Source organism: Mesorhizobium wenxiniae, from assembly GCF_002284535.1.
Classification (GTDB): Bacteria; Pseudomonadota; Alphaproteobacteria; order Rhizobiales; family Rhizobiaceae; genus Mesorhizobium; species Mesorhizobium wenxiniae.
In genome coordinates this window covers 164,512-178,328 of the sequence record NZ_NPKH01000023.1, presented here as the reverse complement: position 1 = coordinate 178,328, position 13,817 = coordinate 164,512, and the positions used below count along the sequence as shown (strand labels likewise).

13 protein-coding genes are annotated in these 13,817 nt (G+C 64.2%); 4 read left to right on the top strand and 9 right to left on the bottom strand.

Features of this window, described 5'->3' with window-relative positions; translation table 11 throughout:
• Window position 1: 1 nt before the first annotated feature.
• The gene (locus CIT31_RS17355) at window positions 2-868 is read right to left on the bottom strand and encodes an SMP-30/gluconolactonase/LRE family protein (RefSeq protein WP_095519626.1); all 867 of its coding nucleotides are present in this window, start codon (window positions 866-868) and stop codon (window positions 2-4) included.
• Between the two features lie 348 nt (window positions 869-1,216).
• Here CIT31_RS17355 and CIT31_RS17350 point away from each other — a divergent pair, with 348 nt between their 5' ends.
• From CIT31_RS17350 to CIT31_RS17340, 3 genes are all read left to right on the top strand, one after another.
• Entirely contained in the window at window positions 1,217-1,915 is a 699-nt protein-coding gene (locus CIT31_RS17350) for a phosphatidylserine decarboxylase (protein WP_095519625.1), read from the top strand.
• A 3-nt stretch (window positions 1,916-1,918) separates the two neighbouring features.
• Complete coding sequence (locus CIT31_RS17345; RefSeq protein WP_095519624.1) at window positions 1,919-2,734, top strand: CDP-alcohol phosphatidyltransferase family protein; 816 nt, start codon at window positions 1,919-1,921, stop codon at window positions 2,732-2,734.
• A gap of 254 nt (window positions 2,735-2,988) precedes the next feature.
• Window positions 2,989-3,252, top strand: a complete 264-nt coding sequence (locus tag CIT31_RS17340) for a hypothetical protein (protein WP_095519623.1) — start codon at window positions 2,989-2,991, stop codon at window positions 3,250-3,252.
• 99 nt (window positions 3,253-3,351) lie between these two features.
• Here the strand turns inward: CIT31_RS17340 and CIT31_RS17335 are convergent, their stop codons facing one another.
• A complete protein-coding gene (locus CIT31_RS17335) occupies window positions 3,352-5,574 on the bottom strand; it encodes an AMP-binding protein (RefSeq protein ID WP_095519622.1) in 2,223 nt (740 codons plus the stop codon).
• 291 nt (window positions 5,575-5,865) lie between these two features.
• Window positions 5,866-6,780: a DMT family transporter gene (locus tag CIT31_RS17330; RefSeq protein WP_095519621.1), complete on the bottom strand. Its 915-nt coding sequence runs from the start codon at window positions 6,778-6,780 to the stop codon at window positions 5,866-5,868.
• Window positions 6,781-7,541: 761 nt separating this feature from the next.
• On the opposite strand from CIT31_RS17330, the gene CIT31_RS17320 reads away from it, so the two are divergent.
• Window positions 7,542-8,048, top strand: coding sequence for an OsmC family protein (locus CIT31_RS17320; RefSeq protein ID WP_029354416.1), 507 nt, complete (start codon window positions 7,542-7,544; stop codon window positions 8,046-8,048).
• Window positions 8,049-8,063: 15 nt separating this feature from the next.
• Here the strand turns inward: CIT31_RS17320 and CIT31_RS17315 are convergent, their stop codons facing one another.
• From CIT31_RS17315 to radA, 6 genes are all read right to left on the bottom strand, one after another.
• Complete coding sequence (locus CIT31_RS17315) at window positions 8,064-8,267, bottom strand: hypothetical protein (protein ID WP_029354411.1); 204 nt, start codon at window positions 8,265-8,267, stop codon at window positions 8,064-8,066.
• A gap of 123 nt (window positions 8,268-8,390) precedes the next feature.
• Window positions 8,391-9,020, bottom strand: a complete 630-nt coding sequence (locus CIT31_RS17310) for a hypothetical protein (protein WP_095519620.1) — start codon at window positions 9,018-9,020, stop codon at window positions 8,391-8,393.
• A gap of 81 nt (window positions 9,021-9,101) precedes the next feature.
• A complete protein-coding gene (locus CIT31_RS17305) occupies window positions 9,102-9,848 on the bottom strand; it encodes an SDR family NAD(P)-dependent oxidoreductase (protein WP_095519619.1) in 747 nt (248 codons plus the stop codon).
• 111 nt (window positions 9,849-9,959) lie between these two features.
• Window positions 9,960-11,429, bottom strand: coding sequence for an amidophosphoribosyltransferase (purF, locus tag CIT31_RS17300; protein WP_029354408.1), 1,470 nt, complete (start codon window positions 11,427-11,429; stop codon window positions 9,960-9,962).
• 78 nt (window positions 11,430-11,507) lie between these two features.
• The gene (locus tag CIT31_RS17295; RefSeq protein ID WP_095519618.1) at window positions 11,508-12,176 is read right to left on the bottom strand and encodes a CvpA family protein; all 669 of its coding nucleotides are present in this window, start codon (window positions 12,174-12,176) and stop codon (window positions 11,508-11,510) included.
• A 27-nt stretch (window positions 12,177-12,203) separates the two neighbouring features.
• Complete coding sequence (radA, locus tag CIT31_RS17290) at window positions 12,204-13,607, bottom strand: DNA repair protein RadA (protein ID WP_095519617.1); 1,404 nt, start codon at window positions 13,605-13,607, stop codon at window positions 12,204-12,206.
• Between the last annotated feature and the right edge of the window lie 210 nt (window positions 13,608-13,817).

Here is a 13,817-nt window from a genome sequence, read left to right as displayed (position 1 = left end):
CTTATGGCCAGCCGGCGCCCGGCGCGGAAGCCTCGATGCTGAGCACCTGGCCGGTGCGGGCATCGCTGATCATGTGTTCGAAGCCGCGCCATTCGGCGGCGACGATGAACAGTGTCTTGCCGTCGGCACCGCCGAGCATGCAGGCAAAGCAGCCGCGATCGGCATCGACGCTGTCGAGCATTGCGCCGCCTTCGCGCACGCGCACGCAGTGCCGGTTGGGGACGTCGGCATACCAGACCGCGCCCTCGGCATCGAGGCAGATGCCGTCGGGAAAGCCGTTGCCGAGGTCGGCCCATCGCCGCCGGTTGGCGAGGCTGCCATCGGCGGCGATGTCGAAGGCGGTTAACCTGTTGGCGTGCGATTCAGCGACGATCAATGTTTTGTTGTCAGGCGTCACCGCCATCCCATTGGCGAAGGCGATCTTGTCCGCCACCTGCCGCACCGACCCGTCCGGCGCAATGAGCACGATGGTGCCGGGGCCGAAATGCTGGCCAGGAGCCGGCGCCGGTCCTCCGCCATTGACGTAGATGTTGCCGCGCCCGTCGACGACGATCTCGTTCCAAGGGCTCGTTGAAAGACCTCGCAGATCGGCGTGGGTGGCCAGCGTACCGTCTGGTTCTTGCCGCAGCACCAGCCCATCACGCCCGCTGACGACGACCAGGCGGCCGTCCGGCAGCCAGTCGATCGAATAGGGCAGGGTGGCCGGCACGGTGAGCATGACTTGACTGTTGCCCTCGGCATCGACGGCGACGATCTGGCCGGTCCCCCAGTTGCAGAACCAAAGCCTGTCGTCATGCCAGCGCGGCGACTCGCCGAACGCCAGACCGTTCATCACGACATTTACTTCTTTGGCTGCTGATTTCTGCATGGACCGAGAACCTCCAGGTTGCGCGAATCGTCACGGCTAACGGGCCGACGAGAAAGCGCTGTCCTGCCAAGGACGGGCGAGAGTGCTCCGTCCCGACAGGTGAGGGCCGGCGACGGCGGTTTTTGCGTCACCAGATTAGGATTGGCCGCGTGAACCGGCTCAATGCGCCGTACGCGTCGATCCACCTCTCTCATCGTCCGCGTAACGGCGGCGTCGTCCTCGGCTGTTGTGCGTCCCATCGACGGTGAACGGGATCAATAGCCGAGCCGGCCTTTCCTATTGTTGCGTTGCGGCCACAGGGTGTTTCCGCTATTGAGGCCGGACCTGAAACTAGGCTGTTCCCATCCCATGGACCTCGTCGACACGATCAAGAAAACGTTCGTTCCGATCCATCGCGAAGGCTATCCGTTTATCGCCGCCTTCGCAGCGGTGACGCTTTTCCTCGGCTATTTCTCTTCGATCCTGTTCTGGGTCTGCCTCATCCTGACGGCCTGGTGCGTCTATTTCTTCCGCGATCCCGAGCGCGTCACGCCTGTCGAGGACCGGCTGGTGGTGAGCCCGGCCGACGGCATCATCACGGCGGTCGGGCCGGCAGTGCCGCCGCGCGAACTTGGCCTCGGTGGCGGCGAGATGACCCGCATCTCGGTGTTCATGGACGTCTTTTCCTGCCACGTGAATCGGGCTCCGGTGCGCGGCCGCATCACAAGAATAGAGCATCGGCCGGGCCAGTTCCTCAACGCCGCACTCGACAAGGCCAGCGCCGACAACGAGCGCAACGGTCTGGTCATCGAAAGCCCCAACGGCACGGTGGCCGCAGTGCAGATCGCCGGTCTGGTGGCGCGGCGCATCGTCTGCTGGGCCGAAACCGGCGGCACGATCGGCATCGGCGAGCGCTTCGGGCTGATCCGCTTCGGCTCGCGTGTCGACGTATTCCTGCCCTCGACCGCAACGCCGCGTGTCGCCGTCGGCCAGACCGCAGTCGGCGGTGAAACCATACTGGCTGAATTCGGCGGCATTGCTGCAACGCCGCTCGTGCGGGTGTCCTGAGCCGTGGGTGCGCCGTTCAAAAAATTCGAGGCGCATGGCAGCGGCGGTCCGCGCATCCGTGAAATTCCGATGCGTATGGTGCTGCCCAATCTCGTCACAGTGCTCGCCATCTGCGCCGGCCTGTCCGGCATCCGCTTCGGCTTCGAAGGCCGTTTCGAGCCGGCAGTGGTGATGGTGTTGCTCGCTGCCTTCCTCGACGGCATCGATGGCCGCCTGGCGCGGATGCTGAAGGCGACGTCCAAATTCGGCGCGCAGATGGATTCGCTGGCCGACATCGTCAATTTCGGCGTCGCACCCGCGCTGGTGCTCTATGCCTTCCTGCTCGACCAGGCCGGCTCGCCGGGCTGGATTGCCGCGCTCCTGTTCACCATCGCCTGCGGGCTGAGGCTCGCTCGCTACAACGTGCTCGACGAAGAAACTGATCGCCCGCAGTGGCAGACCGAGTATTTCGTCGGCGTGCCGGCGCCGGCGGGCGCCGTGCTGGTGATGCTGCCGCTTTATCTCTTCTTCCTGCGGCTTGGTGTGGAGCCGTCCCGCCCTGCCGCCTTCATCGCCGCCGGTTTCACCGTTCTGGTAGCCTTCCTGCTGGTCAGCCGGTTGCCGGTCTATTCCGGAAAAAGCCTGAAAGTCCCGGGTGACAAGGTGCTGCCGATCATCCTCGGCGTCGTTCTCTACATCCTGCTGTTGATGACCTATCCCTGGTACACGCTGACGGCGTCGGTTGTCGGCTATCTGCTGTTCCTGCCGTTCAGCATCCGCGCCTATTCAAAGCGCGCCAAGCGCGAAGGCGAGAAGGTGCCGCCTTCAGACATCGGCTGACAGACCTGCCGCCAATTCCTCCGACGGTCACCTCAAGCATTTTGCAGCAAGTGGAATCACTTGGCGTCGCAGAAATGCGGCTAAAACAAATAAATGGAGCGGGATTTCCGGTTCAATTTGGACGCATCCCGCTTTAGCGGGAACCTGCCGGGTATCTTGACCGTTCTGTCTCAGCGGGCGACCTCGCGAACGCCTCGCTACCAACCTCTCAAGTTGCTGTGCCCGGCGCAGGAGCCGAAGAAGAGTGAGTAGATATGGCTGTCGTCCTCATTGGTGCGTTGCTTATTGTCGCTGGCGTTGTGTACATGGCTGGCGCGGCCTTAAGGCGTGGGCGGCTCAGCGATCCGGCACCTGTTCGCGCGGCGCCGGATCGCTCGACGCCAGAGCTCGCAACGCCAGGTCCGACACTTGAGCCGCGGCGGCGCGGGCTCGGTTTCCTCGGCCTGTCGCAGAACTGGCCGGGCCTGCTGATGATAGCGGTCGGGTTCATCCTGCTGTTGTCGGTTGTGGTCCTCTAGAGCATTTGCAGCCAAACGTGTTCGTCTGGCGTCCGGTAAAATGCGTTAAAACAAAGAGTTAGAGCGCGTTTTTGGGTCCACTAAAAAGCGCTCTAAGCGTTAAGCTGCCGCGCTGAGCCCCAGTCGTTCAATCGCCAGTTTACGGGTCGCGACATAGTCGGTCTTGCCTGAACCCAGCACCGGGATTTCCTCGACCCTGACGATGTCGTTCGGCACCATCAGATCGGCGGCACCGGCTTGTCTGCCGAATTTGCGCAATTCATCGGGTTCGGCCTCATCAGCGGTGGTGACCAGCACGATGCGCTCGCCGCGGCGCCTGTCCGGCACCGCCACCACAGCGTGGTGTTCTTCCGGCCATAGCGACTGTACCAGCATCTCGACTGCGCCCAGCGACACCATCTCGCCGGCGATCTTGGCGAAGCGCTTGGCCCGGCCGCGAATGGTGATGAAGCCTTCGCGGTCGACCGAAACGATGTCGCCGGTATCGTGCCAGCCGTTGAGCGGTTGCAATTCGCCGGGCCGATCTGATGTCATGTAGCCCATCATCAAATTCGGCCCGTCGAGCCACAACCGTCCGGCGCCGCTAATGCCCTCGACCGGCTCGAGCTTCATGCGCATGGCTGGCAACAGCCGCCCGACCGTGCCGTCGCGGCCGTGGATGGCGGTATTGACGGCAACGACTGGTGACGCCTCGGTCAGCCCGAAACCCTCGATGATCTCGGCCTGAAAGCGCTCCCGATAGACGCGGCGTGTCTCCGGTTTCACCGCCTCGGCGCCCGCGACAATGAAGCGCAGGCTAAAAAAATCGCCGTCCTTGGCGGTGCGCGCATAGTTGGCGAGGAACGTGTCGGTTCCGAACATGAGGGTCGGCCTTGCTTTGCGTGCGACCTCGGGGATCAGCTTGTAGTGCAGCGGCGACGGATAGAGGAATAGTTTCACTCCGGTGACCAGCGGCAGGATGGTGCCGCCGGTGAGCCCGAACGAGTGGAACACCGGCAGCACGTTGAGCAGGATATCGGCCGGCGAGATAGTGATGCGGGCTTCGGCCTGCATGGCGTTGACAAGAAGGTTCCTATGCGACAGCACCACCGCCTTCGGCGTGCCTTCCGAGCCTGAGGTGAATAGGATCACTGCTGGCTTGGCCGCATTCTGCGGCTGCAGCGGCCAGCGCCACAGCAAGGCGGCAGCGAGCTTGTCCAGCACGGTTACGCTGGCCCGCACGTCCTCCAGCCATAACAGTTTGGCGCCGCCTTCTTCCACCGCCGCGACGATGTCAGCGAGGTTGGCCTTGTCGATAAAGGCTCGCGACGAGACCACGGTGCGGACTTCCGCCGTGCGCACGGCGGCGGTGACACTGGCCCGGCCTGCTGTGTAGTTGATCATCGCCGCCACCCGGCTCGCCGACAACAGGCCAATGAGCGACAGCACGACACCGTTGGCGTTGGGCAGCAGCACTCCAACCGCTTCGCCCGGCGCCGTCACCGCCTCGAAGCGGCGGCCCAACACCCGCGCGCCGATGAACAGCTTTCTGTAGTTCAACGTGCCGCTGACCACGTCTTCGACGATAGGATGCGAGGCGCCGACTCGGTCGGCGGCGTCGCGCATGGCGAGGAACAGGCCGCGATTAAGATCGCTGCCGAAAAGCCGGGCTTCCGCGAAACGGTCGAACAGCGCATTGGTGTTCGAGGACTGATCAGGGTTTCGCGCCACCAGCTCGGCGATGGTCATCGGCTCCAGCACGCTGATCGACAGGCGCGGAAACCAGCGCCGCGGCGCCTTGTCCGCCGGCGTCAGCGACACCGGCAGAGTGCGCGCGCCGGCGACAAAGATCGGCACGATGCGGGCATCGGCCTGCATGGCAATACGGGTAACGGCGCGAAACAGGCGAAATGTCTTGATATCCGGCTCGACCGCGTCCGGCAAATAGACGGCAAGGCGGCCCTTGCCCTTGAGCACCCGCACCAGCCGGCGGCTGACGAAGATATGCTCTGCGTTGAAGGCGATGGTGCGGCCAAGCTCGCGCCATGGTTCGAGCCAGGGTGACTTGGCGGAGGCCTGGTCGAGAATGTGCAGAGTATCTTCCGGCAGCAGTGACAGCATCAGCGCGGGTTCGAGGCGCGACTGGTGCGAAATGACATAGATGACCGGGGCGGCTGCGTTGCGGGCGATGTTGATGCGGCCGTCGGCAATCCGATAGGCGAGCTTGAACGGTACATAAAGCAGCGCCTGCGTGAAGCGCAGGCCGAGGCGGAATTTTTCCACCACGCCGATCAGCAGCCAGGCCGCGACGAGCCCCGCAAGCAGCGCCAGTGTCAGGATCATGCCGCGTCTCTCCCAACAGATTTTCACGTCGCGGCTCTTTCTGACCGCTTCGATGAGAACCTAGACGAAGTGGGCTCAACGTCAATGCGGAGGTATCTTTGGCGGTACTAGAGCCGCAAGATCTGGCCGAGCCGTTTCAGTGAGGATCTCTCTTCCGTCGTACCAAAAGAACTCTCGCAAAAGAAAAGCCGACCTTGCGGTCGGCTATAGGTTAGACGGGCCGAGGGGTTTGGGGGACTTGGGATGACCCGTCGGCCTACAATGCCTGAACCCGATGATGGTTCCATGACTTTATAAATTTATTTCAGGGGCAGATTTTTCACCCGCAGAACGCTGCCTCGCCGCCTGCCAGTCGCGCCCGGCATGGGCGAACACCGCGCAGAGCACGATGGCACCGCCGATCATGCTGGCGGCAGGCGGGACCTCGGCCAGGAACGCGAAGGCGAACAGGATCGCGAACGGTACCTCAGCCGAGCCCAGCAGGCCGGATTCGGCGGCCGGGATGAGCCTCGCGCCCTCCGTCCACAGAATAGAGGCCAGCGCGAACGACATGCCGAAGGCGACGAGCAGCGCTGCGTCTCTGGCTGAGACCGCCAATGGATCGGTGACGAACCAGCCGAGCACGAACAAAAGGAATGCCGACACTGCCCCGGCCCACACCACAGGCGTGTCGCGGAAAGCGCGCACCATGATCATGTAGAGCGCGCTGCCGATTGTCATCAGCAGCGCCAGCCCGTCGCCGAACAGATGGCCGGTGCCGAAGCCGGACCAGACCATGATCGCCACACCGCAGAGCGACACGGCGGCGGCGGCAAGCGTCTGCAGCCGGAAGCGCTCACGAACCAGCACGAAGGCAAGCAGCGCGGTGACAAAGGGTGCGGTGGCGTAGATGATCGCGACATTGGCGACGAAGGTGAACTTGAACGCCGAGATGAAGGCGATGCTGGCGAGCGCGCCCTCGACCGCCAACAGCCAGCCGCGCCAGCCGAGGCGCAGGCTTTCACGCCTGCCGGAGCGGCGGCGCCGCCAAAGCACATAGAGGGTGATCAGGATCGAGCCGACAAAGCCGCGCCAGCAGGTGATGGTCAGCGGGTCGGCATGGATCGACTTGGTCAACACGCCGGTGAGGCCGAACACTGCCGCCGACGCCGAAACCAGGATGATGCCAAGGGTGCGCTCGGCGGCGGTGTCGGTGGTGCCTGGCATGCTTAGGAATCCCGTCATTTCGCCAGACTATGCTGCCTTGTCCTGACACCCTACCGTCAGCAGTGGTTGCCGCATCGTTGCCGATGATCAGCACGGCGGCCGCGACGATCAGGGCCACGGCGTACGCTACACGGGCGAAACCCTGCGCGGCGCTACGCCAGCGGTGGGCTTGCGTTAGGGCAGGGTTGGCAGCTGGGTATCCCGTCCGGCCGATGCGGCTGAACAGGACTTAGTTGCGCAACTCGATTCATCTCATCAAGCCGATACGTCAGTTCGATACGAAGTGACCATCGCAAGCTCCCTGCGGAGCACGCCGTGAACATCACTATTGACTCGGCCCCTGAGTCAGCCCCGATAGAAAGGCGGTCAAAAGCAACAAGGTGATTCATGGGCTCTTCCGCCCAGTTCCTGAACGCTTCCGAAGCCGCCGGCCGGCTCGGTGTGTCGGCCATTATCGCGCAGGCGCGTGCCATCCTCTGCCCGCCAATCACAGCCCGCCAACGCACGTTGCCCTGTACCCCGGCACTCTCGGCTACGAGGCCGTCGCCATGTGCCTGGCCTCACCCGAGGTACGGGCTCGGACGGACGGCGTCATCGCGTGGGCGCCCCCAGGTCGCATGAAGTCATCAGGTCTGACGACGCAGCAATGTCTGGACAGCTTGTCACTCCGATCCAAATGTCGTGAAATCGAGGTTTAGCCCGTACCGGTTCCATTCGAGTATCGTGACGAGCGATGAAAATGACGGTCGAAAGGATTCGAGATGGACGCCACCGGACTGAAGGCCATGCAGGCGCCGCTCAAGGAGGCCTATCGCGATGACGCATCGCGCGCGCTGATCACGCTTCGGGCCAAAGGCTCGATCGACGACCAGTCGATCGCCTGTAAGGTCGAGACGGGCAGGGCGCTCGCCGTTGCCGGTCTGCATCCGGCTACCGGCGGTTCGGGGCTCGAATTGTGCTCGGGCGACATGCTGCTGGAGGCGCTGGTCGCTTGCGCCGGCGTGACGCTGAAGGCAGTGGCAACGGCGCTGGAGTTCAAGCTCGGCGCCGCCACGGTGGAGGCCGAAGGCGATCTCGATTTTCGCGGCACCTTAGGTGTGGCAAGAGATGCGCCGGTCGGCTTCCGCGCCATCCGGCTGAATTTCGGCCTCGACACCGACGAGCCACAAGAGCGCGTCGACTCGTTGCTCAAGCTGACCGAACGCTACTGCGTGGTGTTTCAGACCATCAATACCAGGCCGGAACTGACGGTCAGTGCGAAGTGCTGAAACGCGCGCCGCCGGCTACTCACTTTCGCCCTCGTCGGCGAACGGCGAGGCGCTCGGCACACACTGCACCGACCAGCCGGCCGGCGTCGGCTGCTTCTGATATTCGGTGATGGCGGAGGTGCACTGTTCGCGGGTGTCGAACGTGCTGGGCAGCACCACCATGCCGCCTTGCGGACCGGCAATCACCAGATACCAGACCAACGCTACGCTCGAAGCCATGGAAATTTCCTCGCTTATTGTGGCAGTCGGGCGATCCTATCAACTCCGGGCGATCGGCGAAAGCGCGGCCGGGGCGGTGGTTCGCATCACAGCCGTGCGATGTCCTGTGTTTGTTGGAACAGCTCAGTTCACGGCAAAGCAGTAGAACAGGCCGTCGCCGCCGGTGCTCCTCAGCGCCTCCTGACTGCACCCGCCGCGTGAAGCGTGCGAGGAATTCCACGATTTGGCGGCGGCCGAATCGTCGAGACCCATGCGGTCGTGATGGCCCGTCATTGCCGCACCTTCTGCTCCGCTGAGCGTCCAGTCGCCGCAGGTTTGGTCGGCGATTTTCGTGCCGTCCGGATTGGAGCCGGTCAGCACGTCGTGCCGGTTGGGCTTATCGCCGCGGCCGTTGACCACTCCACCCTTTTCGTCGAGCGCCGTCTGCTTGGTGATGGCGTTGGCATCGCTATGCAGCGAAGCGATATCGTCGGCGATCTTGACGCCCTTGGCGTTGAACCACGGTCCCTTGCCGATGCGATCGCGTGCGTCGGTGTCGCTGGTCGAGAGATAGGCGCGCCATGTTTTACCGGTAATGCCGGCCGCTTCGGCCAGCGACCCGCAATGCGCATCGGCACCCGCAAGGCCGCCGAGATCTGCTCCCTTGCCGGAGCCGACGCTGGTGACGAAGAAGCTCATTGTCGCATCCTGCGAGGATGCAACGCCGATGGCTGCTAGCGATGCAGCGGCGGTGACGAGAAGCAGTTTGCGCATGGTGGTCCTCCGTTTGCGAACGTTTGGCATTCCAACAACGTCGGTGGCGGTGCAATTCTTCCGCCAAATTGCGCGATGCGTCTACTCCGGCTGCCGGTAGGCAACAAAGCGGTTGTGCTTGGCCTGGAAGATCAGCCCGGTTTCCCTAAGCGCAGGGCTGGCCAGCGGCAGGATGCGTTTGGCGATCTCCTGGGGATGCGGCAGCGTTTCCGGGTCCTCGCCGGGCACTGCCTGCGCCCGCATGGCGGTGCGGGTGGCGCCGGGGTCGGCGGCATTGACCCTGAGGGCCAAGTTTTCGGTCTCATGCGCCCAGGAACGCATCATGGTCTCGACCGCCGCCTTCGACGCCGCATAGGGCGCCCAGAAGGCTCGCGCCGAATGGGCGGCGTTGGAGGAAAGCACGATGGCGCGGCCGGCATCGGAGAGCCTGAGCAACGGATCGACCGAGCGGATCAGTCGCCATGTCGAGGTGACGTTGATGGTCATCACCCTTTCGAAGGTCTTGGCCTCGACATGACCGATCGGCGAGATGACGCCGAGCACCGCCGCATTGGCGACCAGGACGTCGAGCTTGCCCCAGCGCTCGTGGATGGCGCCGCCCAGCCGGTCGATGCCGGCCATGTCGGCGAGGTCGAGCGGCACAAGGGTGGCTTGTCCGCCCATTGCCTTGATCTGGTCGTCGAGTTCCTCCAGTCCGCCGACGGTGCGGGCAACCGCGATGACATGCGCTCCAGCGGCGGCAAGTTCCAGGGCGATGAAGTAGCCGATGCCGCGCGAGGCACCGGTGACGACCGCGACGCGGCCGGAAAGGTCGAGGGCAGGGGTCACCGGGCAGCTCCGAAGGTTAGCGCTCTACGATGTCCGGCAGGACAGAGGGGCGCGACACAGCAATCGCGACGAAATTTGCAAACCGGCGAAATTCGCGGGTCCCAGCAAGACTTACGCCCCGCCCGCCGCCAGCAGCGACAGCGTGCGCACATTGTCCGAACCTTCGAAGTCGGCGAGTCGGGTCGGATATTGCCCGGTGAAGCAGGCGTCGCAGAATTGCGGCTGCTCATTGTCGCGACCGGCCTCGCCGACGGCGCGGTAAAGCCCGTCGATCGACAGGAATCCAAGCGAATCGACGCGGATAAACTCGGCCATCTCTTCCACCGACATGCGCGACGCCAGCAGCTTTGACTTTTCCGGCGTGTCGACGCCGTAGAAGCAGGAGGCTCGCGTCGGCGGCGAGGCGATGCGCATGTGCACTTCCTTGGCGCCGGCATCGCGCACCATCTGCACGATCTTCTGGCTGGTGGTGCCGCGCACGATCGAATCGTCGACCAGCACCACGCGCTTGCCTTCGATCATGCGGCGGTTGGCGTTGTGCTTGAGCTTGACACCCATGTGGCGGATCGAATCGCCAGGCTGGATGAAGGTGCGGCCAACATAGTGATTGCGGATAATGCCGAGCTCGAACGGGATGCCCGCGGCCTGCGAAAAGCCGATCGCCGCCGGGGTGCCGCTGTCCGGCACCGGCACGACGATGTCGGCATCGACTGGGCTTTCCAGCGCCAGCTCCGCGCCGATGCGCTTGCGCACCTCGTAGACGTTGCGGCCTTCGACCGATGAATCCGGGCGTGCGAAATAAACATATTCGAAGATGCAGAAGCGGGTCTTCTGCGGCTCGAACGGAAACAGGCTCTCGATGCCCTTTGTGGTGACGACGACCATCTCGCCGGGCTTCAGGTCGCGCACGAAACGGGCGCCGATGATGTCGAGCGCGCAGGTTTCGGAAGCCAGGATCCAGGCGCCGTCGAGATCGCCGAGCACCAGCGGGCGAATGCCGAGCGGATCACGGCAACCGATCATCTTCTTGGAAGTCATCGCCACCAGCGAGAAGGCGCCTTCGACCTGGCGCACCGCATCGATGAAGCGCGAGTTGAGATCGCGTTCCCTGCTGGTGGCGACCAGATGCAGCAGCGTCTCGGTGTCGGAGGTCGACGAGAAGATCGCGCCTTGTTTCTGCAGCGCGCGCTGCACCGTCATGGCGTTGGTGAGGTTGCCGTTGTGGGCGACGGCGAAGCCGCCGTCGGCGAGCTCGGCGAAAAACGGCTGGATGTTGCGCTGGCCGGCGCCGCCTGTGGTGGCGTAGCGCGTGTGGCCGATCGCGCGGTTGCCTTGCAGGCTGTCGATGACGCGCTGCTTGGTGAAGGTGTCGCCGATCAGGCCGACATGATGTTCGACATGGAACTGGGTGCCGTCATAGGAAACGATACCGGCCGCTTCCTGGCCGCGATGCTGCAACGCATGCAGGCCGAGCGTGACGATAGCCGCGGCGTCCTGCCGGCCAAAAATACCGAAGACACCGCATTCGTCATGGAAATGATCGTCAGCTTCGGCGGAAAGCACGTCGTCTGCGTCTGCCATCTTCAGCTCCGCTAAAGTCGCTATATAGTGTGATGACTGCCCGAGAGCAACGTAGAGTTTGCGGCTTTCACATGATCGTCAGTTTGCCGGCGCCGGATTGGCCGGTGCATTGTCGGCCGGTGGCGCGTCGGTCGCGCTCCCGTCGAGCGCCGGAGCATCGTCGCCGGCTGCCGGTGCGTCCGCCGCCGGCGCGTCGGCCGCCGGAGGCGTCTCGGCTCCGATCTGGGGTGCCGGCTGATTCGGATTGAGCCTGTTGAGGATCGCGTTCTCCGGATCCTCGGGCAGCAGGCTTTCGAGCTTGGCGCCGATCGATTCGAGCAGCGGCCGCGACTTGGCGTTTGCGACCCAGCCCGGAGCCTTGGGGCCGGCCAGCCAGTTGAAGAACAGCAGGGCCACCGCGACGACCAGGATGCCGCGCGCCGCCCCATAGAGGAAACCGAGCGTGCGGTCGAGCGCGCCGACCCTGGAATCGATGATCCAGTCGGCGAGTTTCATGGTGATGACGGAGACGACAATCAGCGCGACAATGAAGACGATGCCGGCGGCCACCACCATGGCAATCTTCTCATTGTCGACATAGGGCTGAACGTAAGGCAGGACCGGTTGGTAGAAGAAGAACGCCGCAGCCGCCGCCGCTATCCAGGAGACGACGGAAAGGATCTCGCGCGAAAAGCCGCGAACCATGGCGAGCATCGCCGAGACCAAGGTGAAGCCGACGAGAATTCCGTCAAGCAGCGTAATCGGCATGTCTTTTGCCCCACTTCATGAGCCGCGTCACTCTTGCTCGTCGGCGCGGCTGCGCCGTGCGCCGGCTATGCGCGCCACGAGATCGGCAAGCTCGGTGGGCTGGAAAGCGCCGGCCCCTATCCCCCCGGCAAGTTCCTCGCTGCCCAAGGGCAGAACCGCGCTTCCAAAACCCAGCTTTTCGGCTTCCTTCAGGCGCTGCTGCGCGTGCGCAACCGGCCTCACGGCGCCCGAAAGGCTGATTTCGCCGAAATAGACGCAATCGGCGGGAAGGGCAAGACCGGTGAGCGAGGAAACCAGTGCGGCCGCTACCGCCAGATCGGCAGCCGGCTCCGAGATACGGTAGCCGCCGGCGACGTTGAGATAGACGTCATGGGTGCCAAAGCGGACGCCGCAATGAGCTTCGAGAACGGCGAGGGTCATCGACAGCCGGGCGCCGTCCCAACCGACGACGGCGCGGCGCGGCGTGCCCAGCGACGACGGCGCCACCAGCGCCTGGATCTCGACCAACACCGGCCTTGTGCCTTCCATGCCGGCGAAAACCGCGGCGCCCGGCGCTTTCGCGTGGCGTTCGCCGAGAAAAAGTTCGGACGGGTTGGCGACCTCGCGCAGGCCCATATCAGACATTTCGAAGACGCCGATCTCGTCGGTCGGTCCGAAGCGGTTCTTGACCGTGCGCAGGATGCGGTAGTGGTGGCCGCCTTCGCCCTCGAAATAGAGCACTGCGTCGACCATATGCTCGACGACGCGCGGCCCGGCGATCTGGCCTTCCTTGGTGACGTGACCGACGAGCACGATCGCCGCACCCGTGGATTTCGCATAGCGGATCATCGCCTGGGCGGCGGCACGCACCTGGGTGACGGTGCCGGGAGCCGAATCGGCCATGTCGGTCCACAAGGTCTGGATCGAATCCAGAATCACCAAATCCGGCCGCTTGCCGTCGGCGATGGTGGCGAGAATGTCCTCGACATTGGTTTCGGCGGCAAGCTCCACCGGAGTATCGGCGACGCCGAGCCGCTGCGCACGCAGCCTGATCTGGGCAACCGCCTCTTCGCCCGAGACATAGACGATGCGGTGGCCCTTGGACGCCAGCGCTGCGGCAGCCTGAGTGAGCAGCGTCGACTTGCCGATGCCGGGATCGCCGCCGACCAGCAGGGCCGAGCCGCGCACGAAACCGCCGCCGGTGGCGCGGTCGAGTTCGCCGATGCCGGAGACGATGCGCGGCGCATCCTCGATATCGCCGGACAAAGTCGTCAGCACCACGGCACGGCCCTTGCGCGCAGTGCGGGTGTTGGCCGGACCCGAGCCGATGCCGCCGGACGTGCCTTCCTCGACCAGCGTATTCCACTCGCCGCAGGCATCGCATTTGCCGGCCCAGCGCTGATGCACCGAACCGCAATTCTGGCAGATGAACTGGATGCGCGATTTGGCCATCAGGCTGATGACGCTCCAAAGCGGCCGGAGGCTGGTGATCCTGCCCACCCCCCTCTGTCCTGCCGGACATCTCGCCCGCAAGGGGGGAGATTGGATGTCGCCATCGCTTTGGCCAATCGCTGACGTTGCAGGAAGAGCAATGCCGGCAAAGCTGCCGATCTCCCCCCTTGCGGGGGAGATGGCCGGCAGGCCAGAGGGGGGTGTGACGGA